The organism is Geomonas paludis (assembly GCF_014193585.1).
Lineage (GTDB): Bacteria > Desulfobacterota > Desulfuromonadia > Geobacterales > Geobacteraceae > Geomonas > Geomonas paludis.
Map to the genome: position 1 here is coordinate 191,939 of NZ_BLXY01000004.1, position 25,771 is coordinate 217,709.

Below are 25,771 nucleotides of genomic sequence, written 5' to 3' on the forward strand. Positions count from 1 at the left end.
CGGGAGAGGGTGCCCGAAGGGCGGGTGAGGGAGTTGCCCGGAATTGAGTAGTTGCAGCTGCGGACGCCCTCACCCTGACCCTCTCCCGGAGGGAGAGGGGAGATGGACGTATCTGGCGGAAATTACGCCTAATCAGCAAAAGAAAAGAGGTTACCTATGCAATCCTATGCATTCATCTTCCCGGGGCAGGGTTCCCAGCACGCCGGGATGGGGAAGGATCTGGCGGATAACTTCAAGACCGCCAAGGTCGCCTTCGAGGAGGCCGACGACGCGCTCGGCTTCTCCCTTTCGAAACTCTGCTTCGAGGGGCCCGAGGAGGATCTGAAACTCACCGCGAACACCCAGCCGGCCATCCTGGCCGCCAGCGTCGCGGCATTCCGGGTGCTCAAGGAGGAGTCGCCGCTGGTGCCTTCCTTCGTGGCCGGCCACTCGCTGGGTGAATACTCCGCGCTGGTCGCCGCAGGCGCGCTCGACTTCGCCGACGCGCTCAGGACCGTGCGGGCCCGCGGCAGCTACATGCAGGACGCCGTACCGGTCGGGGTGGGGGCCATGGCCGCCATCCTCGGCGCCGAGGCGGACGTGCTGAAAGAAATCTGCGCCGAGGCGGCGCAGGGCGAGGTGGTCTCCCCGGCCAACTTCAACTCCCCGGGCCAGATCGTGGTCGCCGGCCATACCGGCGCCGTGACCCGCGCCATCGAGATCGCCAAGGCCAAGGGCTTCAGAAAGGCCATGCTGCTGCCGGTCTCCGCACCCTTCCACTGCGCGCTGATGAAGCCCGCCGCCGACAGGCTGGCCCAGACGCTGGAGGCGGTGCAGGTGCACGCGCTCTCCGCCCCGGTGGTCTCCAACGTCGAGGCGAAGCCGAACTCCGACGCGGCCCGCGTCAAGCCGCTCCTCGTGGAGCAGGTCTGCGCGCCGGTCCTTTGGGAGCAGATCATCCAGAACATCGTCGCCGCCGGCGTCACCAACTTCGTCGAGATCGGCCCGGGCAAGGTGCTGGCAGGCCTCGTCAAGAGGATCGACAAGGAAGCGGCCTGCGTGAACGTGCAGGACGCGGCAGGCGTAAAAGCAATCACGGAGGTGGCGTAATGAGTCTGAACGGACAGGTAGCAGTCGTAACCGGCGCCTCCCGCGGCATCGGTCGGGCCATCGCCCTCAAACTCGCGCAACAGGGCGCAGCCGTGGTGGTGACCGCCACCACCGAGCAGGGCGCCGCCAAGACCGCCGACGAGATCGTCGCCGCTGGTGGCAAGGCCCTGGCCGTCAAGGTCGACGTCTCGGTGGCCGCCGAGGTCGAGAACCTCTTCAAGCAGTCGGTGGAAGCCTTCGGCAAGGTCGACATCCTGGTCAACAACGCCGGCATCACCAAGGACGGCCTGCTCCTCAGGATGAAGGAAGAGGACTGGGACGCGGTGCTCGACATCAACCTGAAGGGCTGCTTCAACTGCACCCGCGAGGCGGCCAAGCTGATGTCCAAGGCGCGCTACGGCAGGATCGTCAACGTCTCCTCCGTCGTGGGCGAGATGGGCAACCCGGGCCAGGCCAACTACTGCGCCTCCAAGGCGGGCATGATCGGCCTGACCAAGTCGGTGGCCAAGGAGCTCGCCAGGAGAAACGTCACAGTCAACGCGGTCACCCCCGGCTTCATCGAGACCGACATGACCTCGGAACTCTCCGACAAGACCAGGGAAGCGCTCCAGGAGCAGATTCCCATGGGCAGACTGGGCAGTGCGGATGACATAGCGGGGGCTGTGCTGTTCCTCGTTTCCGACGCAGCGGCATACGTCACCGGTCATGTTCTTTCGGTGAACGGCGGCATGTACATGTGAGCTGGCTGACGGCGTTGTTTTTACTTTCAGCGCCAAAAATACCTTTTGCAAATTCTACTTTTCATGCTATGAAATAGCAGTCTTGGGCAAAACAAATCAAATAACGTCTAACGTTACAATCAAATGGAGGTAATTGAATGGCTTCGATCGAGAAACGCATTAAAGAGATAGTCGCTGAGCAGCTTGGTGTTGACGAGGCTCAGGTGACCAACGAGTCCTCCTTCATGGACGACCTGGGCGCCGACTCCCTGGATACCGTGGAACTGGTGATGGCCCTTGAGGAAGAGTTCGAAATCGAGATCTCCGACGAGGACGCCGAGAAGATCCAGTCGGTACAGGACGCAATCGACTACATCACTGATCACACCTAGTAGAGAGGGGGGAGTTATGCTTCCCCTTTTTCATGCCGCCTCCGGGCGGCCATGAGTCAACAGTACCTAAGGAGAGTTCAGAGTATGAGAAGAGTTGTTGTCACGGGGGTAGGCGTGGTCTCCCCGCTGGGGACCGGTAACGGCAAGAACTGGGACGCACTGGTGTCCGGCACGTCCGGCATCGCTCCCATCACCCGTTTCGATGCCTCCGACCTGCCGGTGAAGATCGCTGGCGAGGTTAAGGACTTCGTCGCTGAGGATTTCATCGACAAGAAAGAGATCAAGAAGATGGATCTCTTCATCCAGTACGCGCTGGCCGCGGCACACTTCGCCATGGAAGACTCCGGTCTGCAGATCACCGAGGAGAACGCCGAGCGCGTTGGCGTCCTGGTGGGCGCCGGCCTGGGCGGGCTGCCGGCCATCGAGCGTTACCACTCCGCGCTGCTGGAGGGGGGGTACAAGAAGGTCTCCCCGTTCTTCATCCCGATGCTGATCATCAACCTGGCTCCGGGACACATCTCCATCAAATACGGCGCGAAAGGCCCGAACGTCTCTTCCGTTTCCGCCTGCGCTACCGGCACCCACTCCATCGGTGACGCGTACCACATGATCCAGCGCGGCGACGCCGACGCCATGATCGCGGGCGGCACCGAGTCCACCGTGACCCCGCTGGGCATCGGCGGCTTCGCGGTGATGAAGGCGCTTTCCACCAACAACGACAACCCGGCTGGCGCCTCCCGTCCGTTCGACATGGGCAGGGACGGCTTCGTCCTCTCCGAGGGTGCCGGCATCGTGGTGCTCGAGGAGTACGAGGCGGCCAAGGCGCGCGGGGCCAAGATCTACGGCGAAGTCGTGGGCTACGGCCTGTCCGGCGACGCCTACCACCTGACCTCTCCCGCCCCGGGCGGCGAGGGTGCGGCGCGCTGCATGAAGATGGCACTGCGCACCGCGGGCATCAACCCGGAGCAGGTCGACTACATCAACGCCCACGGCACCTCGACTCCGTTCGGGGACGTCGGCGAGACCACGGCGATCAAGACCGTCTTCGGCGATCACGCCACCAAGCTGATGGTTTCCTCGACCAAGTCGATGACCGGTCACCTGCTCGGCGCCGCCGGCGGCGTCGAGGCCGTCTTCTCGCTGATGGCGATGAAGAACTCGGTGGTACCTCCGACCATCAACTACACCGATCCGGATCCCGAGTGCGACCTCGACTACGTGCCCAACACGGCGCGCGAGGCGAAGCTCGAGTACGCCATGAGCAACTCGTTCGGCTTCGGCGGCACCAACGCGTCGCTGCTCTTCAAGAGGGTCTAGCATGATAGTCCTCGGTAGCGATCACGGCGGCCTCGAACTGAAGAACGAGATCAGGAAACTGCTCGAAGAGCGCGGTCTTCCCTGCGAAGACCTCGGCACCCACAACGGCGATTCCGTCGACTACCCCGATTTCGGGATAGCGGTGTCCCGCCGTGTTTCCGAGGGGAGCGCCGAGAAGGGGATCCTGGTCTGCGGCACCGGCATCGGCATGTCCATCGTGGCCAACAAGTTCCCCCGCATCCGCGCGGCCCTGGCCACCGACGTCTTCATGGCGACCATGGCCAAGGAGCACAACAACGCCAACATCCTGGTGCTGGGCGGCCGCGTGCTGGAGACCGGGAAGGCCCGCGAGATGGTGGCGGCCTGGCTCGACACCGAGTTCGCCGCGGGCAGGCACCAGAATCGGCTGGACAAGATCGCCGAACTGGAGCGCGAACTCAAGGGATGATGCACCACCCAAAAGCGAGCGGATCAGCACAGCGGCACTGGTAAGACAAACGATTCTAAAGCACAGAACGGGACTCCCAGAGTCCCGTTTTCTCATTTCAACAGCACTTTTTCACTTAGGAGAGTCAGACATGTCAGTACTGGAAACATTCGACCCGGCAGTGGCGGAAGTCATCAGGCACGAGACTGAGCGCCAGGAGTACAACCTCGAACTGATCGCCTCGGAGAACTTCGTTTCCCCGGCCGTCCTCGAGGCGCAGGGATCGGTTCTTACCAACAAGTACGCCGAGGGGTATCCCGGCAAGCGTTACTACGGTGGCTGCCACGAGGTGGACAAGGTCGAGAACCTGGCCATCGAGCGCGCCAAGGAACTGTTCGGCGCCGATCATGTCAACGTCCAGCCGCACTCCGGCTCCCAGGCCAACATGGCGGTCTACTTCTCCGTGCTGAAGCCGGGCGACACCGTGCTGGGCATGAACCTCGCCCACGGCGGCCACCTGACCCACGGCTCGCCGGTCAACTTCTCCGGCAAGCTCTTCAACATCGTCCCCTACGGCGTCTCCAAGGAGACCCAGACCATCGACTACGAGGAGTGCGAGCGCCTCGCCGTCGAGCACAAGCCGAAGATGATCGTGGTGGGCGCCTCCGCGTACCCGCGCATCATCGACTTCGAGGCCTTCCGTCGCATCGCCGACAAGGTGGGCGCCGTGGTCATGGTGGACATGGCCCACATCGCCGGTCTCGTTGCCGCCGGCCTGCACCCGAGCCCGGTTCCTTACGCCGAGTTCGTGACCACCACCACCCACAAGACCCTGCGCGGACCGCGCGGCGGCATGATCATGTGCCGCGAGGACTGGGCCAAGACCCTGAACTCCAACATCTTCCCGGGCATCCAGGGCGGCCCGCTGATGCACGTCATCGCCGCCAAGGCCGTCGCCTTCAAAGAGGCGCTCTCCCCGGAGTTCAAGCAGTACCAGCAGCAGATCGTGAAGAACGCCCAGGCGCTCGCCGCCGGCCTCATGAGCCGCGGCTTCAAGCTCACCTCCGGCGGCACCGACAACCACCTCATGCTGGTCGACCTCTCCCAGACCGAGCTGACCGGCAAGGTAGCCGAGGAGGCGCTTGATCGCGCCGGCATCACCGTCAACAAGAACGGCATCCCCTTCGATACCCGCTCGCCGTTCATCACCTCCGGTATCCGCATCGGCACCCCGGCAGCCACCAGCCACGGCCTGAAAGAAGCCGAGATGGAGCAGGTGGCAGGCTTCATCGCCGAGGTCCTGGGCAACGTCAACGACGAAGCCAAGCTCGCCGCCGTGAAGACCCAGGTGAACGCGCTGATGAAGCGCTTCCCGCTCTACGCCGACCGCCTCAAGTAGGGAGCGGCCGCTACTGCAGTAACGAAAAAGGGGACGATGTCATCGTCCCCTTTTTTTTATTTATTTGGGAGCAAAGTGCGTCTTGTGCATCCTATCAAGCACTGCACGCGAACTGACGTCCTCCCCTTTGCGAAGGGGAGACAGAGGGGATTTGCCCTTTGGCCGCTTATCAGCTACATTACCTGCCGCAGACTGAAATCCGCCACACTCAGGGGATCCGCCACATGTTCTTCACCTACCACGAGCCGCTCTTTCGCCCGCCTTCCGAGGCCGGCAGCCTCATCTTCCAGATCACCATCGGTTGTTCCCAGAACCGGTGCAAATTCTGCGGCATGTACAAGATGAAGCAGTTCCGGGTCCGGTCGCTGGACGAGATCTTCGCGGAGATCCGGTCCATCCCGCCGCGCTACCGTCCGGGCGTGCGGCGGGTGTTTCTCGCTGACGGCGATGCCCTGGTCTACCCGCAGCAGGGGCTGGAGCGGATTCTCGATGAACTGAATCAGGTCTTCCCTGCCTTGACCCGCGTGGGCGCCTATGCCTCGCCCAACAGCCTCAACCTCAAGAGCGGCGATGATCTTGCCTCCCTGCGGGGCAAGAAGCTGCGCATCCTGTACTACGGCCTGGAAAGCGGCGATGCGGAAACCTTGCGGCTGATCGACAAGGGATTCGAGCCGGAACAGATGCTGGAGCAGTGCCGAAAGGCGAAGGCTGCCGGGATGAAACTCTCCATTACCGCGATCCTCGGGCTGGCGGGAAGAAAGCGCAGCGCCGAGCATGCTGCCGCCACCGCGGAGTGGATCACGGCGCTGTCACCGGAATACTTTTCCCTGCTCACCATGTTCCAACGCCACAACGACGATTTCCTGAAGCTGATCGAGCCGCTGAGCCACGGAGAGATCCTGCTGGAAACCCGCGCGCTGCTGGAACGGTTGGCGCCGCAGGGGACCATCCTGCGCTCCAACCACGTCTCCAATTTTCTCTGCCTGGCCGGGAGCTATCCCAAGGACCGGCAGCGTCTCATCGATACCGTGGACGCTGCGCTCCTGAAAGCAAAAAGAGACCCCCGCTGGTATGCGGAGATCCCTTCTTATCAAGAGGAATACTACTAGGTCCTATCTCGCCACGCCGCAGAGCCTCAGTTCGCTCTCCAACTTCTCCCGGGAGATCCCGAGCACCCGGCAGGCTTTCTCGCGGTCGCTCTGGTAGCGCTCCATGACCATCAGCAGCAGGGCCTTCTTCAGTGAGGCCGAGAGCTTGTCCATCACGCCCTGGCCCTGGGTTGCCGCCAGGGTGGAAACCAGGGGCTCCAGGTTTTTCTGGAACAGCTCGGCACTCTCGTTCACCGTGTGACGCACCGGTTCGGTCCGCTTGAGCCGCACCACGTTACCCACGCACTGGTCCATGTTGTCCTGCACGAAGCGCAGGGTGTCCCAGTGGCTGTCCACGGACATGTAGCGCAGGTCGTCCTTGGTCCCTTCCGGTGCTCCCTTCTTCCTCAGGCGTACTTCCATGATGGTATAAGCGTAAGAGCCAGACCTTTCATTGGTGCTGCGATCTCTGTATGCCATGATGTCCTCCCGGATGTTGTGCCGTTTTCCTCTTCTTTTACAACTGGCGTACCAAAACTGACCGTGGTGGAGTGTGTGCGGTAACTGATTGATCTTATTGTAAAAAAAGATGGTGCGTGGGGCTGTGTCCGATGGGCTCGGAAAAGGCCTGTCTGTGCTAAACCTGCACAACGAGCCTGTTCGAGATTTGATTTGCGGTGAAATATCGAGTATTTGCGCCTGTTGCGAAGTCTGAACAGCAGTATGGGAATGCACAGCCGGCGTTGTGCAACCCTTGCCGTCTGCTATAACGTGTGTTGTTTTTAATTGTTTTGGTGATGGCGCTCACACTCCGGAAGCGGGGAGGTGAACTCTGGAAAGACCTTTGCTGGTGCCCCTTGCCGCGTTGATCGCAGGCCTGGCCACCACTGACCTGCTCGATACCTTCCCCCCCACCTGGTGCCTCGGCGCCCTTCTTGGCCTGACTCTGGCCGCTTCCTTCCTCCGCTCGCGATACCCCTTTCTGATGGCCTTGGCCCTGCTCTTCTTCGTGTGGGGACAATTGTCGCTGCAGCCTTTCCTGAGACCGACACCGGGTCTGGAGCGCTTCGCCTCGGACCGGCTGGTGGCGATCCAGGGGGTGCTGGACGCTCGGCCCGAACCAGGCTCGACGGGAGGGAGCAGGGTGTATCTGCAGGTGAAGAGGGTCAGTGTCGACGGCCGGGAACAGAGTGCGTCGGGGCGGCTGCTGGTGTTCGTGAAAGAGGGGCGCGCGGCACTGCACATCGGAGACCGCATTAAGCTCTCTTCCCGGCTCAGGGTGCCGCGCAACCTTGGGCTTCCCGGCGAGTCAGACTGGGTGCGCCGACTGGCCTACCAGCAGGTGCACGTCACCGGATTTGTGCTGACGGCTGATGACCTGGTGTTGCTGCGCGCCGGAGAGGGGTGGCTGCACGACATCGACCTGCTGGCGGAAAGGCTGGGGCGTTTCATCGTGAAGGTGGAGCCGGGGGCGGAGGGGGGAGTCCTGAAGGCGCTGCTCCTGGGCGATCGGGGTGACGTGCCGGAGCAGTTGCAAGAGGCTTTTGCCCGCAGCGGGGTGAACCATATCCTTTCCATTTCCGGCTTCCATGTCGGCATCGTGTTCCTGTCTCTGTGCCAGTTCCTCTATTACCTGGCCCGGCGCTCCGAGTGGCTCGCCCTGCATCTCAAGCTGAGACCGCTGGTGATGCTCGCCTCCCTGCCCATGGTGGTTTTCTACCTGTTCCTGTCCGGGCAGGCGCCCGCAACGCTGCGCAGCGTGCTGATGATCTGCGTGGTCGTGGCAGCACTGCAGATGAAACGCGAAGTGGACCCCGTGCACACCATCATGCTGGCCGCCTGCGCGATCCTGTTTGCCGCACCGCAAATTGCATTCGACGTTTCGTTCCAGCTTTCCTTCCTGGCGATCTGGGGGCTGTCCGTCCTGACCCCTACTTTGCCCAACCCGCAGCACAAGGCGGGAAGAATGGGGCGCTGGGTGCTGCTAGTTGTCGTCGCCTCCGCGGCAGCCATTATCGCCACCTCCGTTCATGTGGCTTATTATTTCCAGCGGGTTTCGCTGGTGGGCCTGCTTGCCAATCTCCTGGTGGTGCCGCTCATGGGCTATGGCGCCGTCGTACTCGGCTTCAGCGCCCTGGTCCTGAGCTGCCTGTGGCAAGCCCCTGCCACTGTACTGCTCCATCTTGCCGCCATGTTGGTGCGCTGGTCGGATCAGGTGGTCGAGCAACTCTTCCACGCACCCGTTTTTACCGGGTACGTCCCGACCCGGTTGGACCTGCTGCTGGCATGCCTGGTGCTCTGCACGATCACCTTCTTCAAGTCGAGAGGGTGGCGATGCACGACGGTTATGGCGCTGCTTGCCATCCTCGTCGTGCGTGCGGCGCCGGCTGCCCAGGCTAACGATGGCAACATGCGGGTGTACTTTCTGAGCGTGGGGCAGGGGGATGCCGCGCTGGTGCATCTGCCGGACGGGAAGTGGATGCTGGTCGACGGCGGCGGCAATGCCACCGACACCGATACCAGGGTAGGTTCGCGCCTGTTGCTCCCTGCGCTGAGGGCCCTATCGGTACGGCGCATCGATTACCTGGTCCTGTCCCACGGACATCCGGACCACCTGCAGGGTGTGCTGTACCTGGCGGCGAATTTCGAAGTGGGGCAATTCGTCGTCCACCGCGAGACCCTGGCCGCCCCTGAGTTGCAGCAGTTGAAATGGGTGCTGGCCGCACGGGCGGTGACGGTGCGGCAACTTGGAGGGGACCTGACGCCATTGCAGGTGGGGGGAGCGCTGCTCGAGCCGCTATGGCCGGTCGTCGGGCAGGCGCCGCAGTCGGACGCCAACGCGACGTCACTGGTGTTCAGGCTGGTCCACGGCAGGAGTTCGATTCTCTTCACCGGCGATACCGGCATGCGGGAAGAGCGGGAACTTCTCGACCGGGGTGTTGTGCAGCGGTGCAGCCTGTTGAAGGTGGCGCACCACGGCAGCAGGTATTCTTCCTGCGAGCCCTTCGTAGCAGCGGTGCGGCCGGCCGCTGCGATCATATCCGCAGGACACGGTAACGCCTTCCGGCTCCCTGCGGCTGATACCTTGGACACACTGCAAAGCCACGGCGTCAGGATCTACCGGACCGACCTGGAAGGCACCATCGAGGCCGTCTGCAAAGCGGATGGTGATGTTATATTATCCGCTCCGTATGGGCATTTTAATTGACACTCAAGAGTTCTATCTGCTAGTTTATGCTGGCATTGCCCCCTGTATCACCCGATCATCCAGGAGATTCTTTGCATGGAAAGAATTCTTTTAGTCGAAGACGACAGCTTTTTCCGAGAGGTCTATACCGACCTGCTCAAGGAAGACGGCTATAGCGTCGAAGTGGCCGCTTCCGGAGAGGAGGCGCTGGAAATGATCAGCAGGGGAGGGTATCACCTGGTCGTCACCGACCTGGTGATGCGCGATGTGTCTGGCCTCGACATCCTCTCCGAGGTGAAAAGGCTAGATCCTGCCACCGCGGTGATCATGGTCACCGGCCACGCAAACGTAGAAACCGCCATTTACGCCCTCAAAAACGGCGCCACTGACTATCTCATCAAGCCGATCAACCAGGACGAGTTCCGCCACATCGTTGCGCACTGCATGGAGCAGCGCAGGCTTCTCGACGAGAACCTCGAGCTGAAGGGGTTGGTCAACCTGTTCCAGGTGAGCCAGAACATCGCCAACTGTCTCGAGCTCGAGCGGATCTACTCCATGCTGACCGACGCCGTGGTGAAGGAAGTAGGCGTGACCCGGGCGCTCGGGTATTTCATGGACAACGGGCAGCTCACGCTGCGCGAGTTGAAAGGAATCGAGGAGCTGAACGCGCACCTGCTGGGACAGGCAGTGATCAGCGAGTGCGATCTGCGCGATGACGGCAGCACCAACCTGTTGCTTCTGAGGAACTTTCTCGCCGACGACGCCGAATACGGCAGTGAGGTGACCGAGGCGATGTGCCTTTACCTGCGGCAGAAGAACGAGCTGCAGGGCGTGATCATCCTGTTCAACGACCCCGGCGTCATTTTGCCCAGGGACATAAACCGCAGGCACATCTCCTTCCTGCTCGACCAGGGGTCGCTGGCCCTGGACAACGCCGCGCGCTACAACATCGCCAAGGATCTCCTCTACATAGACGAGTTGACCGGCCTGTACAACTACCGCTACCTGGACGTGGTGCTGGAGCGGGAGCTCAAGCGCTGTGAGCGCTACGGCTCCAACCTGGGCATCCTCTTCCTCGACATCGACCTGTTCAAGTCCGTGAACGACAACTTCGGGCACCTGATCGGCAGCCGCGTCCTGCGTGAGGTAGGCTCGCTGGTCAGGAAAAGCGTGCGCGACGTGGACGCCGTCATCCGTTATGGCGGTGACGAGTACACCATCGTACTGGTAGAGACCGGGATGGAGGGGGCGGCTATCGTTGCCGAGCGTATCAGGAAGACCATCGAGGGGCACACCTTCGCCAAGGCCGACGGGCTTGCCATCAGGCTCACCGTGAGCCTCGGTTACGCCTGTGCCCCCGACGATGCCACGACCAAGGCGGAACTTTTGGAGATGGCGGACCAGGCCATGTACCGCGGCAAGAGCGCCGGCAAGAACCGCGCCTTCCACGCCGAAAGGCTCACCACGCCCCCCTGACCGGGCACGGGATGACACTAACGTTGCATCAGACCGGACAGTAGTCTTGCCGGTTTTTTTGTTTTTAACGCAAAGGCGCAAAGTCGCAAAGGTATAAAAAACCAGTCTTTATTTTTTGCTCGTTCAAGGTTTCTTTGCGCCTTTGCGGCTTTGCGTTAAAAATCAGGTTTTGTTTTTTTACTTCGGGTTTGAGGAGAGGGATTAACCGTGGCAATCACAGGCATCAAAGGTTTCAACGACATCCTCCCGGGCGAGGTCGAGAAGTGGCAGCACATAGAGGCCACGGCACGCCGGGTTTTCGAGCTTTACGGACTTTCCGAGATCAGGATCCCGATCCTGGAGAAGACCGAACTGTTCTGCCGCTCCATCGGTGACGCCACCGACATCGTGGAAAAGGAGATGTACTCCTTCGAGGACAAGGGTGGCAACAAGGTCACCATGCGCCCGGAGGGGACCGCGTCGGTGATGCGCGCCTACGTCGAGCACAAGATGCACGCCCTGGACCCGGTGGCGCGCCTGTACTACATGGGGCCGATGTTCCGCTACGAGCGCCCGCAGAAGGGACGCTACCGCCAGTTCCACCAGATCGGCGCCGAGATCACCGGTGTTGCCGCTCCCACGGTCGATGCCCAGGTGCTCACCATGCTGACCCATTTCTTCCAGGAACTGGGGCTCACCGAGCCTTCGCTGCAGATCAACTCGCTGGGCTGCCCCTGCTGCCGTCCCGCCTACCGCGAGGCGCTCAAGAAGTTCCTGCTCGATCGCATCGACCAGCTCTGCGACGACTGCAAGCGTCGCTACGACACCAACCCGCTGCGGGCGCTGGATTGCAAGTCCGCCGGCTGCCAGGAAGCAACGAAGGGTGCCCCCTCGATGCTTGATCACCTCTGCGCCGAGTGCAGCGATCATTTCGACAAGACCCGTAAGCACCTGGAGCTGGTCGGCACCCCGTACAGCATCAACCAGAGGATGGTGCGCGGTCTCGACTACTACACCAGGACCACCTTCGAGATGGTCACCACCATGCTGGGCGCCCAGAGCGCCGTTGCCGCCGGTGGCCGTTACGACGGCCTGATCTCCTCGATCGGCGGCCCGCAGATCCCGGGCATCGGTTTCGCCATGGGTGTCGAGCGCGTGGCGCTGCTTCTGGCCGAAAAGGATTTCTCCCGCCGCCCCGACCTCTTCATCGCCGCCCTTGGTGAGGAAGCCCATGCCGAGGCCTTCCGCCTGATGAGCGCCCTGCAGCGCCTGGGACTTGCCGTCGAAATCGACTACGAGGGGAAGAGCCTGAAAAGCCAGATGCGGCGTGCCGACAAGTTCAACTCCCGCTTCACCCTGATCATCGGCGGAGACGAGATTGCCAGCGGCACCGCGCCCTTGAAGAACATGGACGGCGGCACCCAGGACGAAGTGGCGCTCGATGCAGCCAGCATCCAGTCCGCCATGACCGGCGGGGCGTAACATACCCCGGGGCAACTCCTCTCTCCGCCAACTCTCCTCTCCCTTTGGGAGAGGGTTGGGGTGAGGGCGGTGCACCAAGCAAGAGTGTCGCAGATGGCAGCGCCCTCACCCGGCCTTCGGCCACCCTCCCCCGGAGGGGGAGGGGTGGGGAGGGGGACGAATCTGCGCTAACGAAAAAGGGGACAGGCTACTTTTTTACCGTAAAGTAGCCTGTCCCCTTTTTATCTTAAACTACGCCAACGCTCCCTCTCCCTTTGGGAGAGGGTTGGGGGGAGGGCGGTGCACCCAAAAAGAGAGTCGCAGATAGCAGCGCCCTCACCCGGCCTTCAGCCACCCTCCCCCAGAGGGGGAGGGGGCAACCCATATCTAAGGCAGTTCGAACACCAGCGCCTCGGCCGCTTCTTTCCCCGTCAGCCGCAGCAGGTCTTCGTTGTTGACCGCCGCCCCGTCCCCTGCTCCCAGAAGATGCCCATTCACGAGCACCTTGCCCCGCGCCACCTGCACCCAGGCATGCTGTCCCGCCGGAAGGCGATGCACGATCTCTTCGCCCGGGTCCAGGAGCGTTGAGTATAGCCTCACGTCCTGGTGGATGGTGACCGATCCGTCTCGGCCGTCCGGGGACGCGATCAGGCGCAGGCGGCCCCGTTTTTCCTGGTCCGCGAAGTATTTCTGCTCATAGTTCGGAGTGATCCCGGTCCGCTCCGGCAGAATCCAGATCTGGAAAAAGTGCAGACCTTCGTCTTTGCTGTCGTTGAACTCGCTGTGGGTGATGCCGGTGCCGGCACTCATGCGTTGTACCTCGCTCGGACGGATTACCGAGCCGTTGCCCATGCTGTCGCGGTGGGCGAGTGCACCCTCGAGCACGTAGGAGATGATCTCCATGTCCCGGTGCGGGTGGGTGGGGAAGCCCACTCCCGGCTTCACCCGGTCCTCGTTGATGACCCGTAGGTTTCTGAACCCCATGTGGCGCGGGTCGTAGTAGTCTGCGAAGGAAAAGGTGTGGTAGGTGTCGAGCCAGCCGTGGTCGGCGTGGCCTCTGTCGTTTGCTCTTCTGATGGTGATCATGGCGTCCTCCAGCCTAACGTTCACGAATCCTTACGAAACCAACACGATTTGATTTCGTATGATTTGATATTAAATTATATGTCTCCGGTTTGTCAACGGGGTGTCATACTTTGGCCTTTACATAGACAGCCGCCTAGTGCTAAAACTTCCCTTATTTTATTCTCGTCAGCACCTGGAGCCCGCTGAGTCACGGCTCCTTTTGTCTTTTCAATTCAATCAGTTTTGCTTCTCGCTAGGGCCTTTTGATTTATGGATTCACCTGCCAATTTCGTACATCTTCATCTGCACTCCCAGTACTCCCTGCTGGACGGCGCCATCCGTATCGGCGACCTGGTCAAGAAGGCCAAGGAGTATCACATGCCGGCGGTGGCGGTCACCGACCACGGCAACATGTTCGGCTCCCTCGAGTTCTATCTGAAGGCCCAGGACAAGGGGATCAAGCCGATACTCGGGTGTGAGGTCTACATCGCCCCCGGCTCCCGTCTGGACAAGAAGGCCCCCACCGCCGCAGACCCGGTCACCAGCTACCACCTCATCCTGCTGGCCGAGAACATGACCGGTTTCAAGAACCTCTGCTACCTCAGTTCCGCGGGCTACAAGGACGGCTTCTACCGCCGCCCCCGCATCGACAAGGAACTGCTGGAGAAGCACAGGGAAGGCTTAATCTGCCTCTCCGCCTGTCTCCAGGGAGAGGTCGCCTATCTGGCCGGCAGGAACAAGATGGAGGAGGCCAAGGCTGCCGCCATCTGGTACGCCGACATGTTCCCGGGGAGCTACTACCTCGAGATCCAGGAGAACGGGATCCCGGAGCAGACCATTGCCAACCGGCGGGTGATGGAGATCGCGCGCGAGCTCAACCTGCCGCTGGTCGCCACCAACGACTGTCACTATCTCAACAAGGAAGACGCCAAGGCGCACGAGATCCTGCTCTGCATCCAGACCGGCAAGACCATGAGCGACCCGAGCCGGATGCGCTTCACCACCGAGGCCTTCTACGTGAAGAGCCCGGAGGAGATGGCGCGGGACTTCCACTACTGCCCGGAGGCGCTGGAAAACACCGTCAAGATCGCCGAACGCTGCCACTACGAGTTCGACTTCAAGACCTATCACTTTCCCGCCTACGAGGCGCCGCCGGGCGAAACCCTCGACGATCAGCTCGAGCGCGAGTCCATCGAGGGGCTCAAGCTGCGCCTCGAGAAAATCAAGATCAAGTACCCGGACCTGACCCCGGAACAGGAGCAGGCCTATCACGACCGCCTGCGCATCGAGCTGGACTGCATCAGGCACATGGGGTTCCCGGGCTACTTCCTCATCGTCGCGGACTTCATCAACTGGGCCAAGGATCACGGCATCCCGGTCGGACCGGGCAGGGGCTCGGCGGCCGGTTCGCTGGTCGCCTACTGCATCAGGATCACCGACATCGATCCGATGCCCTACAACCTGCTGTTCGAACGATTCCTGAACCCGGAACGTATCTCCATGCCGGATATCGACGTCGACTTCTGCCAGGACCGCCGCGAAGAGGTGATCCAGTACATGGTCGAGCGCTACGGCCGGGAGAAGGTGTGCCAGATCGCGGCGTTCGGTACCATGGCCGCCCGCGGCGTCATCCGCGACGTCGGGCGCGCGCTCGACCTCACCTTTGCCGACGTGGACAAGATCGCCAAGCTGGTGCCCGAGGTGCTGGGCATCACGCTGGACAAGGCGATCGAGCAGGAGCCCAAACTCAAGGAACTGATGGCGGCCGACCCGAAGGTGAACGAGGTCATGACCGTCGCGCTGCGCCTGGAGGGGCTCGCACGCCACATCTCGACCCACGCCGCCGGCCTCGTGGTCGCGCCCAGGCAGATGGAAGACTTCTGCCCGGTCTACAAGGACCAGAAGACCGGCTCGCTGACCACCCAGTACTCGATGAAGTACGTGGAGAAGGTGGGCCTGGTGAAGTTCGACTTCCTCGGTCTCAAGAACCTCACCGTCATCGACAACGCCTGCAAGCACATCCGTAACGGCAAGGATCCCAACTTCGACATCACGCTCCTGACCGATGACGATCCGGAAACCTACAAGCTTTTGCAGGCCGGCAACACCACCGGCGTGTTCCAGCTCGAGTCGAGCGGCATGAAGGAGCTTCTGGTCAAGCTCAAGCCGTCCTGCTTCGAGGACATCATCGCGGTCTGCGCCCTCTACCGTCCGGGTCCGCTCGGCTCCGGCATGGTGGATGACTTCATCGAAAGAAAGCACGGCCGCAAACAGACGGTTTACGATCTGCCTCAGTTGGAGCCCGTCCTCAAGGACACCTATGGCGTCATCGTCTACCAGGAACAGGTCATGCAGATCTCCCGTTCCCTGGCAGGCTATTCGCTCGGGGGCGCGGACCTCCTGCGCCGCGCCATGGGTAAGAAAGACGCCGAACAGATGGCGAAGGAACGCCTGAAGTTCATGGAAGGGTCCGAGAAACTGGGGCTCGATTCCAAGAAGTGCGCCGCCATCTTCGACCTCATGGCCAAGTTCGCCGAGTACGGCTTCAACAAGTCGCACTCCGCCGCCTACGCCCTGGTCGCGTACCAGACCGCCTACCTGAAGGCCCACTACCCGGTAGAGTTCATGGCCGCCCTCCTCACCGAGGACATGAGCAACACCGACAAGGTGATCAAGAGCATCGGCGATTGCCGCGAGATGGGCATCGAGGTGCTGCCGCCGGACATCAACGAGTCGCTGCGCTCCTTCCGGGTGCTGGACACCGCCATGCGCTTCGGCCTCGGCGCCGTCAAGAACGTGGGGGAGGGAGCCATCGAGGCCATCCTGGAGGCCCGCGGCGACGAGCCCTTCAAGGACATCTTCGACTTCTGCGAGCGGGTCGACCTGCGCCGCTGCAACAAGAGGGTCATCGAGGCGCTCATCAAAAGCGGCGCCTTCGACTGCACCAAGGCGAAGCGCTCTCAACTCATGGCCGTTCTGGAGGATGCCGCCGCCCAGGGGCAGCGCGTGCAGCAGGAGCGCGAGAGCGCCCAGGTGTCGCTCTTCGGCATGGCCGAGATCCAGCGCGGTTCCAACGGGTCGGGCAACCGGTTGCCCGACATTCCCGAGTGGGACGAGAAGTACCGCCTGGGGTGCGAGAAGGACGCGATCGGCTTCTTCATCACCGGCCACCCACTGGACCGCTACGTGGCCGACATGCGCCGCTTCTCCAACGTCGACTGCTCATCGATCAACGAGGCCAAGGACAAGAGCGAGGTGAAGATCTGCGGCGTGCCGGCGAGCCTCAAGGAGATCATGACCAAGAAGGGTGACCGGATGGGCTTCGTGACCCTGGAAGACCTGGTCGGCTCGCTGGAGGTGGTGGTCTTCTCCGACGTCTATGCCCGCTGCTCCGAGTTTCTCAAGGGCGACGACCCGGTGCACATCACCGGCACGGTCGAGCACGGCGAGAAGGGTGCCAAGATCATGGCCAGCGACATCGTGCTCCTGCGCGACCTGGTGGAACGTGAGACGCGCAGGGTGAACTTCACCATCGACGCGAAGGGAGCCGATCCGGGCAAGCTCAAGACACTCAAAGAGATCATCTCGCGCTACCAGGGAATCTGTCGCAGCTTCCTGCACCTCGACATAGAGAACAGTTCGCGAGTCACCATCCGTCTCTCCGACGTATACAAAGTGGCGGCCAGTGAAGAATTAACAGTGGAAGTGAGTAACCTCTTCGGCTATAATGCCGTGTCCTTCGAGTAGCCTCAGGACGTTTGAGTTGATTTCATTTGAAAACAAGGAGATAGAGATATATGGCACTGCAGCAAAGCTATCTGGATTTTGAGAAGCCGCTGGCGGAACTGGACAAGAAGATCCAGGAACTGCTCGCATTTTCCACCGAGGGGGTCGATCTCTCCAGCGAGGTCGCCAAACTTGAGGAGAAGGCCGAGAAGATGCGCGAAGAGATGTTCGCCAACCTTTCCCGCTGGCAGACGGCCCAGGTGGCCCGCCATATCAACCGTCCCTTCACCCTCGACTACTTAAGCCTCATCTTCACCGAGTTCGTGGAACTGCACGGCGACCGCAACTTCGGCGACGACCACGCCATCGTGGGCGGCCTGGCCCGTCTCGACGGCGAGCCGGTCATGGTCATCGGTCACCAGAAGGGGCGCGACACCAAGGAGAAGGTGTTCCGCAACTTCGGCATGCCCAACCCGGAAGGGTACAGAAAGGCTCTGCGCCTGATGGAGATGGCCGAGCGCTTCAAGCTCCCCATCATCACCTTCGTCGACACCCCGGGCGCCTTCCCCGGCATCGGCGCCGAGGAGCGCGGCCAGGCAGAGGCGATCGCCCGTAACCTCAGGGAGATGTCCCGCCTCACCGTGCCCATCATCGTCGTCATCACCGGCGAGGGTGGTTCCGGCGGCGCGCTCGCCATTGCCGTGGGCGACCGGATTCTCATGCTGCAGCACTCCGTGTATGCCGTCATTTCACCGGAAGGGTGCGCCGCGATCCTCTGGTCCGACGGCACCAAGGGTGCCCAGGCCGCCGAGGCGCTGAAGCTGACCGCCAAGGACATCAAGGGACTCGAGGTCATCGACGAGATCGTCCCCGAGCCGGCCGGTGGCGCGCACCGCGACCACGAGGCGATGGCCAAGAACCTGCACGAGGCGCTCTCCAGGAACCTGAAGGAGCTGAAAGGGATCGCCCCCGAGGAACTGATCGAGCAGCGTTACCAGAAGTTCAGAAAGATGAGTCGCTTCGCCGACTAAAAGTAAAAACTGGAAGATACGGAGAAGGGGGTACGGCCACAGGCCGTGCCCCCTTTTTTGTTTGCACACTCCCTTGACGGGTGGTGTTGACATGCCATAGATCGGCCATGGTGGCTGATCCGCAGTTCACCTGTTACCTCTCTCCAATCTGTTCTCCTCGTAGACCCTATCCTTCTCCAAACCTCCTTCATTAACTTGCGCAACAGTTGTCTGGCGTGGTTTGTAATAATTGATTGAGTACTTTTAACCACAGCGTGTTTTTTGAGTATGGTATTTGCAGGATTTGTGATCTTGGTCACTAAGATAGTGATATCAGTGGGGCCTGTATACGGGGTAGCATTAGGGTCTGGCCATATCACTAAAAGCTGCCGCTATTTAACCATCTCTCAGGTACGGCCTATCCTGTGGCGATAGTTCATTCTGCGAATGCCCTGTTCCGGTTCCTGTGCTTCATTAAAAGATGCGACAACGACAGGCTTTATTCTTTGGGGGGAGGCATTACATCATTCCTTTACGCCGACTGTCAGAGTCGGGCGTGTGCTTAAAGCAGGATAGATTGTGTGTCAAAAATAATTAGAAAAGGAGGTGAGGTTTCGGGAGGGGTGAGTTCCTGTCGTGAATTGTTTTTTTTGGTAGTTAAACTTAATGAATAGGAGGAAGGGAATGAGGAAGATATTTTGGCTTTTCATGATGTTGCTACTCGCCGCGTGCGGCGGCGGTGGTGGTACTAGTGCAGATGCCCCGGCGGGGGGGAAAGGCACCCTCGCTCTTGAAGTCGTAAAAGCGGCGGGGCCGGTTGCCAAGACTGTTGCTGCTCCGACAGCGGTGCCGGCTAGTCCTGGTCGTGTGAGGGTGGTCGTAACGGAAACCACTACCGGTTACCGTGCCTATGTAGACCAGGCGTTGGGGGTTACTACTACGGCCAACTTCTCACTGCCGCTTGGTACATACACTGTCGAGGCTGTTCTTTACGAAAAGGGATATCCTAACGTTGTGACCGATTACGGCATCGCCAATAACGTGGCGGTAGGTCAGACTGGTAACTCTGCTGCGCTGGCTGTGGCGCCTGTTGCGGTAACACTGCCGGTTCCCACCGACCCGGTGTACTCCGGTGGCAGCTACAGCGTGGCTGCCGTCCCCGCGGCCGATCTTTTGGCTGCCGGGTTGCAGGAGAAGTGGTCCCTCGCAAGCAGCACTTCCGCTTTTATTGGCCGGAAACACCTCGCTCAGGCGCCGTCTGCTACCCACCTGACGATGACAGCCCCCACCGGGTCCGGGACCATGTATCTGCAGGGCGAGTTTTTCGCGAAGGCCAGCCTTATCAATCCGGGTGAAGCGGCGACTGACTTCGCTTTCTTCACCGGGGATTCTGTTGTATTGAACGCGGCCGGCCTCCCTGTAGACGTTACGCATCTCGGCATCTCGGATACACAGAAGCCTGTCGTGAAGTCTTTCAGTGTACCGGGTGAAAAGCAGGGCGTGGCAAATGTCTTGGGCATCAGCGTCCTGGCAACCGACAATGGTGGCGTTAAAGACTATGCCATTACGACCTCCGATACTGAACCGGCTGCGAATAGCACCGATTGGAAATACCCAGCTTCTTTCTCGTATGGCGGGCCCATTAGTGATAGCGATACCGTGGTCACGCTTTATGCTTGGGCAAGGGACTTTAACAACAACGTCTCTCTGCAGAGTGCGGCCACCAGCAGACAAATCGTCTTCAATAACTCCCCTGTAGTCACCGGCTTCGGTGTTCCGTCGGCAGCTGTAATCGATGGCACCAAGATTCCTGTCACAATCTTTGGCAAGGGGTATGCGGGGACCGGCATCCTTGAGTGCGCTATAACCGAGACAGACACCCTGCCTGCCGACCCGACCTGGCTGCCGATGTCCGCCCCGACTCTTACCAAACCGGCAACTTACACCGGACTGTACTCGGCACTTAACACGCCTGCAGAGGGTGTGAAAATGGTGGTTAAGCTGTACGCCTGGGTTAAAGACAGTGCCGGTAAAATATCCCCGGCTGTTTCACGTACGGCAGCCGTACACGACATTCCGCAGATAACCGCCTTCACCGCAACGCCTGCACCCGCCGGGACGACGGTTTCTATTACCATGGATGCCGTAGTTGCCTCGGGCAGAACTTTTGGTGGCTATGCTGTGACCACCACCAACGTGCAGCCTGAGACAGGTTGGGTTATGGGTGCTAAGCCGACCACCCCGGTCCCCTTTACCTACCCTGGGGTAACTTCCTTCCCGGTTACCAAAGCACTTTACCTCTGGGTGAAAGACAGCGCAGGCTATGTCTCGCTGCCGCAGGGGACGTTAGCCACGTTCATGGCTCCGGAATGACAGATCGACTGTAGCCTGTGATGAAATGGAAGAGGCGGGTGCATAACCCGCCTCTTTTTTGTTCAATCGGCTAGCCGTGTATGTGACGTGAGGGGGGAGGAGAGGGGGACTAACCGATGACCAGCGATGCGGCGTGCAGCAGGATGCCGATCATGCCGCCGACCAGGGTGCCGTTCATCCGGATGAACTGAAGATCCGAACCGATGCTGAGCTCGATCTCGTTGATGAATTCCTCGTTCTCCCACTCCTTCACCGTTCCGGAGATGTGCTTGGCCAGGCCGCTTCTCAGATCGCCGGCGTACCTTCTCACCACACCTTCCAGATGCTCGTTGATGGAGTCGCTCAATTCGCCGCTCCGGGACAGGGTGTTGCCCAGTGCCACGGCCGCGTCGGCAATCTTTCTCTGGATGCTGGAGTGGTCCTGCCCCAGGTCCTGCACCATCCAGTTCTTCAGGTCACTGACCAAGCCCTTGGCGTAGTCGGCAAGCTGCTGGTTGTTGACCAGTTCCTGCTTCAGTTCTGCCACCTTGGCCCGCATCCCTTCGTCCTCTTTGAGCTTCAGGATGAAATCCCCCACCACACGGTCGAACTCGTGGCGCAGTTCGTGGCCCGGATCGGCGTTGACCGCGTCCAGGAACCCGCTCACCTTCCTGACGATCTTTTCGCCGGCGTTACGGGAGAACTGGGGGCGGTTCGGGATGAATTTGCTCAGTAGCGGAAACTCCGCATCCACCCAGTTGTCCAGGGCGAGGGCCACCTTCTCCTGAGATTCCGGCGTCGCCAGCCAGCCACCCAGGCGCCTCAGCAGTTCGTCCAGCACCACCTGGTGCCGGTTCTCCTTCCTCAGACTCTCCAGCAGGTTTCCCGCCGAGGTCGCCGCGTCGAACCTGTCGATGCGATCGCCAAGGGCCGCGCTCACCACCTTGCTGACCCGCTCGTCCTCGAGGAACTCGATGGATTCCGAGATGACGCGGGTGATCCCCCGGGCCAAGCCTTCGGCGTTGTCCCGGGACAGGAGGTAGTTGCACAGGTGCCGGGCGGGATCGAACTGGCGCATCCGCTCCACCAGCACCTCGGTGGCGAGAAACTTCTCCTGGATGAAGCGCCCCATGTTGTCGGCGATGCTCTCTTTCTTTTCCGCGACGATGGCGGTGTGCGGGATGGGGAGTCCCAGCGGGTGCCGGAACAGGGCGACCACGGCAAACCAGTCGGCGAGGGCGCCCACCATGGCTGCCTCGGCGAAGGCGGCGACCCAGCCCCAGGCCCCGGTGCCGTGGTTCAGGCGGGCCACGATGAACAGGAGGGCGGCGCCGACCAGCAGGGCTCCGGCAATGGTCTTGTTCTTTGTAAGTGCTGCTTGTCTCGTATCCATCTAGCTTCTACTCCTTGTTTCCTGGCGTGTCTGTTGCCACAGGGGCGGCCCACCTTTTTATCAGGTTGCCGGAAACAAGGCAATATCCGGATGGAGTGGCTCTATAAATCTTCTATGTCCCCTCTCCCTCGGGGAGAGGGCTAGGGTGAGGGCGAAGGGCCTGAGCAGATTATCTGTGCCGGCAAAGCCCTCACCCGCCCGTTGGGCACCCTCTCCCAGAGGGAGAGGGACAAGAGGATGATTGACGGTAATCACAACGTGATCCCGCCGGCCGGTCCGGTCAGTGTGACATGATCTTTTACCTCCGGAGGGTGCATGGTCATGTCATAAGTGACCAGTTCAGTGCCGCTGATCATGTACAGCCGTGCCCCGTCCGGGCTGAAGGTCATCGGCCCGGGGGCGTAGGTGCTGGTGAAAAACAGGCCGGTGCCGAGCGGGATGGCGGAGACGTTGTAAATGGCATAATTCCCCTCTCCCCCCGCGGGCTCGGCGTATCCCATGACAAGAAGTTTGCCGTCGGGGCTGAGGGCCGAGCCGTTGACTTCGCCGCTGCCGACCGTCGACAGCAGCACCGGCGGGGTTGCGGCCGCATCGAAGACGTTGATGCCTCCCTGGCGGAAGCTCGCGATGGCAAAGGATCCCGCCGGATTGACATAGACGAATTCGGGGCTTTCATTCTGCCCCTCCACTGCGGCGATCAGGACCGGCGCGCTGCCGGTGATGTCGTAGACGGAGATGCTGTCGTTGATGGTGTCGTCCTTGGGGCCGCCGGCCACGAACAGGCGTTTGCTGTCGGGCGACACCGCCAGGCCCCTGAACAACAGGCCGCGCACCGGCGTGGAATTCTGCAGGACCGGAGAAGCGGCGCTGAGGTCGATGATCTTGATGCTGCCGTCATCCATGGGTCCGCAGCTGACGAAGGCCCTGGACTGTTCGGGATCGACAGCTATCGCGTATGGCTCTGCTCCCAGCGCGACCGTGGCGATCACTTCCATGGGAGCCGTCGTTGTATCTATTATGCTGATGCTGTTCGATCCCCTGTTCATGACATAGAGCCGCGTCTTGCTCCTGTTGGTCACCAGGTGTTCCGGCTGAATGCCCACCTTGATGGTCTCCACCTCTTTGGGCTTGTCTTTGCCGATGTCCATGACCCGGACGCTGTCGCCGGTTTTCTGGGAAAAGTAGAGGTACTGCTGTCCGTTTCTTCTATGGGGATTGGTCATGTGCAAGGTCTCCTTTCAGTGAGGGTAGGGCTCCGCCGCGCTGCGGGGGCGCCTGCTTTGGAACCAACCAAGGGTATCAAAGTGTGATTAAAAATCTATAATCGTGCCTGCGGTGTGGCCCACGAAGCGCTCAGGAGAACCAGAGCCCCTTTTGCGAAGGCTCATCCGGGACCAGTTCTCCCCCTCCCTTGACGGGCCTGCGCGCCGTAGCGCTTCGGTCCGCGAAGGCGGGAGGGGGCAGGGGGGGGTGACCTTGCCATGACCGCAAATGTGGCACCTACCCCCACCCCCTAACCCCCTCCCGCTTGGGGAGGGGGGATTTTTTAGCCGCTGCAACATCCTAACGGACAACTGGGGGCAGGGGGGATTTGCTTTTTGCCGGCGGCTGCCGCCTCAACCTGCCGAAGTCGGGTTAAAGCTTGCGGTTGCTACAGCAGCATGTTATGACTAGCTTCGTTCAGAGAACCGGCGAGACCGGGTAAGGAGAATAGATGCAGGAGCGTTTGCAGAAGATACTTTCACAGGCCGGTATCGCCTCACGCCGCGAGTCGGAGACCATCATCGCTGCCGGGCGGGTGGCCGTGAACGGCGTCGTGGTTACCGAGCTGGGCACCAAGGCCGATACCGACACCGATACCATCACCGTGGACGGCAAGCCGATCACGGTCGCCGAGAAGCGGGTCTACCTGCTCCTTTACAAGCCGGTCGGCTACATGACCACCATGAAGGACCCCGAGGGGCGTCCCATCGTTTCCGACCTGTTGAAGGGGATCCAGGAGCGGGTGTACCCGGTGGGGCGCCTGGACTACAACACCGAAGGGCTGCTGCTTTTGACCAACGACGGGGCTTTCGCCAACATGCTGATGCACCCCAGCCACGAGGTGGACAAGGGCTACCTGGTGCGGGTGAGCGGGCACGTGTCGCCGGCGCAGATCCAGAAGCTGGCTGAAGGGGTGAAGCTGGAGGATGGCATGACGGCCCCGGCCAAGGTCCTTCCGGTCAGTGAAAGCGACAACAACTCCTGGATCTCGATCACCATCCACGAGGGACGCTACCGGCAGGTGCGGCGCATGTGCGAGGCGGTGGGGCTGAACGTCGTGCGCCTGAAGAGATCGCGCTACGACTTCCTGGAGATCGGGGACATGAAGCCGGGCGAGTTCAGGCACCTCACCTCCGAAGAGGTGGCGAAACTGAAGCGCAAGACGGTTCCCGGCGGCACAGGACGCGGACCCAGGAAAACCGGAGTAGTGGCAAGGAGAAAGACCGCACCGCGCAGGTAAACCGGCACTCGTGCCGCAGCGCAAACAAGAAAAGCCGCCCGGGGGCGGCTTTTTTTATAGATATATTAAAACTGCACGCACTGGCGGGTTCAGGCCGGGGCGGAGGAATTCCCGTCGCAATCGTCCTGCGCGGGCTCCGGAAATCCGGAGCCGTCCCACTGGAAGCAGACAGGTAGCATCACATTTGGGGTCAAGCGCTCATCTGCTGCTTCTGTTTCGGCGCGCGCGGCGCCTTCGCGGGCTTTTTTTCAGCACCGCCTTTGGCCGCCAGCTTCGCCGCCCGTACGGCGCGCGCCTTGGCCAGGTTGTCCGCCAGCCCCTTCTCCTGCGCCATCCTTCTGCGCGCCTCGGAGAAGTTTTTCGCGGTCAGGGCCTGGTTGCTGGGAATACCGAACTGCTTACGGTACTCGCCGGGCTTGATGCCGTGCACCTGTGCCAGGTGGCGTGCGAGGGTCTTCATGCCGCTCTTGCCGCACAGCATGCAGCTTATCTGGTCAGGCTGGAAGGCCTTCTTCAGGGTAACGGCCGGGCCTTTGCCCTCGCCCCTTTCCACCCCCTCACCAGTCTCCACTTCGAGCTTCTGCAGGGCGCCATGCACCTTCTGCAGTTCAAGAAGCAAATCTTCGCCTGACATCTCTGTAACCGAGGCATGTGAAGAGACAATGGTCGCCGTCAATTCGAGTAGTGATGATGCCATCGTTTCGCTCCTCCTTTTAGAGTTTTAGAGTGCGTAAATGAGACGCTTATTATTAAACTATACACAGGTTTAAAAGCAAGTGATAAATGACATGTGTAAACAAAAAAGTTGACTGGCTTCACAAATTTCTGCTAGTTTCCAGCGCTGATTGCATGGCCGGAACAGGCCGCGAGACAATGAGGGGACATAAGGCATGGGTAGAATTGTAATAGACGAAATGCGCTGCAAGGGCTGCGGTATCTGCACCATTGCTTGCCCAAAGAAGCTGATCAGGCTGTGCGAAAAGGTCAATATCCAGGGGTATGCACCGGCTGAGGCTCCCAATCAGGAGCAGTGCACCGGGTGTGCTCTCTGCGCCGAAATCTGTCCCGACGTTGCCATAACAGTCTTTAAGTAATTATCACACTGAAAAGTGTTGCCTGCTGATTGATCGACCCGGACCGGCGCATCGCCCGGACCGCGCCGACAGCCCGAGGTGTGCCTCGGCCGGC

Annotated in this window: 20 protein-coding genes; 15 read left to right on the forward strand and 5 right to left on the reverse strand. The window is 60.9% G+C overall.

The annotated features are described in order from the left end of the window. The first annotated feature begins 156 nt into the window (after positions 1 to 156). The 7 genes from fabD to H7687_RS12945 all read left to right on the forward strand — a co-directional run bounded on the left by fabD (position 157) and on the right by H7687_RS12945 (position 6,452). The gene (gene fabD, locus H7687_RS12915; RefSeq protein WP_183347984.1) at positions 157 to 1,089 is read left to right on the forward strand and encodes an ACP S-malonyltransferase; all 933 of its coding nucleotides are present in this window, start codon (positions 157 to 159) and stop codon (positions 1,087 to 1,089) included. After that, the gene (fabG, locus tag H7687_RS12920; RefSeq protein ID WP_183347986.1) at positions 1,089 to 1,829 is read left to right on the forward strand and encodes a 3-oxoacyl-[acyl-carrier-protein] reductase; all 741 of its coding nucleotides are present in this window, start codon (positions 1,089 to 1,091) and stop codon (positions 1,827 to 1,829) included. Before fabD ends, fabG begins: the two co-directional genes overlap by 1 nt. Positions 1,830 to 1,966: 137 nt before the next feature. After that, complete coding sequence (gene acpP, locus H7687_RS12925) at positions 1,967 to 2,200, forward strand: acyl carrier protein (protein ID WP_012531540.1); 234 nt, start codon at positions 1,967 to 1,969, stop codon at positions 2,198 to 2,200. 84 nt (positions 2,201 to 2,284) lie between these two features. Then, positions 2,285 to 3,517 carry a beta-ketoacyl-ACP synthase II gene (gene fabF, locus H7687_RS12930; RefSeq protein WP_183347988.1) on the forward strand — a complete coding sequence of 411 codons (1,233 nt, stop codon included), beginning with the start codon at positions 2,285 to 2,287 and terminating at the stop codon, positions 3,515 to 3,517. A gap of 1 nt (position 3,518) precedes the next feature. Further along, complete coding sequence (rpiB, locus tag H7687_RS12935; protein WP_183347990.1) at positions 3,519 to 3,965, forward strand: ribose 5-phosphate isomerase B; 447 nt, start codon at positions 3,519 to 3,521, stop codon at positions 3,963 to 3,965. A gap of 130 nt (positions 3,966 to 4,095) precedes the next feature. Continuing rightward, entirely contained in the window at positions 4,096 to 5,343 is a 1,248-nt protein-coding gene (gene glyA, locus H7687_RS12940; RefSeq protein WP_183347991.1) for a serine hydroxymethyltransferase, read from the forward strand. Positions 5,344 to 5,567: 224 nt separating this feature from the next. After that, positions 5,568 to 6,452 carry a radical SAM protein gene (locus tag H7687_RS12945; protein ID WP_183347992.1) on the forward strand — a complete coding sequence of 295 codons (885 nt, stop codon included), beginning with the start codon at positions 5,568 to 5,570 and terminating at the stop codon, positions 6,450 to 6,452. A 3-nt stretch (positions 6,453 to 6,455) separates the two neighbouring features. Here H7687_RS12945 and H7687_RS12950 read toward each other — a convergent pair whose 3' ends face one another. Further along, the gene (locus H7687_RS12950; RefSeq protein ID WP_183347993.1) at positions 6,456 to 6,911 is read right to left on the reverse strand and encodes a DNA-binding transcriptional regulator Fis; all 456 of its coding nucleotides are present in this window, start codon (positions 6,909 to 6,911) and stop codon (positions 6,456 to 6,458) included. Positions 6,912 to 7,281: 370 nt separating this feature from the next. Between H7687_RS12950 and H7687_RS12955 the strand changes: the two genes are divergently transcribed. From H7687_RS12955 to hisS, 3 genes are all read left to right on the forward strand, one after another. Further along, positions 7,282 to 9,639, forward strand: coding sequence for a DNA internalization-related competence protein ComEC/Rec2 (locus tag H7687_RS12955; protein WP_183348138.1), 2,358 nt, complete (start codon positions 7,282 to 7,284; stop codon positions 9,637 to 9,639). Positions 9,640 to 9,714: 75 nt separating this feature from the next. Next, positions 9,715 to 11,094 carry a GGDEF domain-containing response regulator gene (locus H7687_RS12960; RefSeq protein WP_183347995.1) on the forward strand — a complete coding sequence of 460 codons (1,380 nt, stop codon included), beginning with the start codon at positions 9,715 to 9,717 and terminating at the stop codon, positions 11,092 to 11,094. A gap of 207 nt (positions 11,095 to 11,301) precedes the next feature. Continuing rightward, positions 11,302 to 12,555, forward strand: a complete 1,254-nt coding sequence (hisS, locus tag H7687_RS12965; RefSeq protein WP_183347997.1) for a histidine--tRNA ligase — start codon at positions 11,302 to 11,304, stop codon at positions 12,553 to 12,555. A 366-nt stretch (positions 12,556 to 12,921) separates the two neighbouring features. Here the strand turns inward: hisS and H7687_RS12970 are convergent, their stop codons facing one another. Continuing rightward, complete coding sequence (locus H7687_RS12970) at positions 12,922 to 13,620, reverse strand: pirin family protein (protein ID WP_183347998.1); 699 nt, start codon at positions 13,618 to 13,620, stop codon at positions 12,922 to 12,924. Between the two features lie 249 nt (positions 13,621 to 13,869). Here H7687_RS12970 and dnaE point away from each other — a divergent pair, with 249 nt between their 5' ends. The 3 genes from dnaE (at position 13,870) to H7687_RS12985 (ending at position 20,708) form a co-directional block, all read left to right on the forward strand. After that, positions 13,870 to 17,346 carry a DNA polymerase III subunit alpha gene (gene dnaE / locus H7687_RS12975; RefSeq protein ID WP_183347999.1) on the forward strand — a complete coding sequence of 1,159 codons (3,477 nt, stop codon included), beginning with the start codon at positions 13,870 to 13,872 and terminating at the stop codon, positions 17,344 to 17,346. A gap of 50 nt (positions 17,347 to 17,396) precedes the next feature. After that, positions 17,397 to 18,356, forward strand: a complete 960-nt coding sequence (locus H7687_RS12980; RefSeq protein ID WP_183348000.1) for an acetyl-CoA carboxylase carboxyltransferase subunit alpha — start codon at positions 17,397 to 17,399, stop codon at positions 18,354 to 18,356. A gap of 663 nt (positions 18,357 to 19,019) precedes the next feature. Further along, on the forward strand, positions 19,020 to 20,708 hold the full coding sequence (locus H7687_RS12985) for a hypothetical protein (RefSeq protein ID WP_183348002.1): 1,689 nt from the start codon (positions 19,020 to 19,022) through the stop codon (positions 20,706 to 20,708). A gap of 109 nt (positions 20,709 to 20,817) precedes the next feature. On the opposite strand, the gene H7687_RS12990 is transcribed toward H7687_RS12985, so the two are convergent. Together H7687_RS12990 and H7687_RS12995 are read right to left on the reverse strand one after the other, a co-directional pair. Then, the gene (locus tag H7687_RS12990; RefSeq protein WP_183348004.1) at positions 20,818 to 22,080 is read right to left on the reverse strand and encodes a DUF445 domain-containing protein; all 1,263 of its coding nucleotides are present in this window, start codon (positions 22,078 to 22,080) and stop codon (positions 20,818 to 20,820) included. A 251-nt stretch (positions 22,081 to 22,331) separates the two neighbouring features. Further along, the gene (locus H7687_RS12995) at positions 22,332 to 23,303 is read right to left on the reverse strand and encodes a beta-propeller fold lactonase family protein (RefSeq protein ID WP_183348006.1); all 972 of its coding nucleotides are present in this window, start codon (positions 23,301 to 23,303) and stop codon (positions 22,332 to 22,334) included. Between the two features lie 491 nt (positions 23,304 to 23,794). Here H7687_RS12995 and H7687_RS13000 point away from each other — a divergent pair, with 491 nt between their 5' ends. Next, entirely contained in the window at positions 23,795 to 24,583 is a 789-nt protein-coding gene (locus tag H7687_RS13000) for a pseudouridine synthase (RefSeq protein WP_183348008.1), read from the forward strand. A gap of 190 nt (positions 24,584 to 24,773) precedes the next feature. On the opposite strand, the gene H7687_RS13005 is transcribed toward H7687_RS13000, so the two are convergent. Further along, the gene (locus tag H7687_RS13005; protein ID WP_183348010.1) at positions 24,774 to 25,280 is read right to left on the reverse strand and encodes a Ros/MucR family transcriptional regulator; all 507 of its coding nucleotides are present in this window, start codon (positions 25,278 to 25,280) and stop codon (positions 24,774 to 24,776) included. A gap of 193 nt (positions 25,281 to 25,473) precedes the next feature. Here H7687_RS13005 and H7687_RS13010 point away from each other — a divergent pair, with 193 nt between their 5' ends. Further along, positions 25,474 to 25,677, forward strand: coding sequence for a 4Fe-4S dicluster domain-containing protein (locus H7687_RS13010; protein ID WP_183348012.1), 204 nt, complete (start codon positions 25,474 to 25,476; stop codon positions 25,675 to 25,677). Positions 25,678 to 25,771 lie beyond the last annotated feature (94 nt).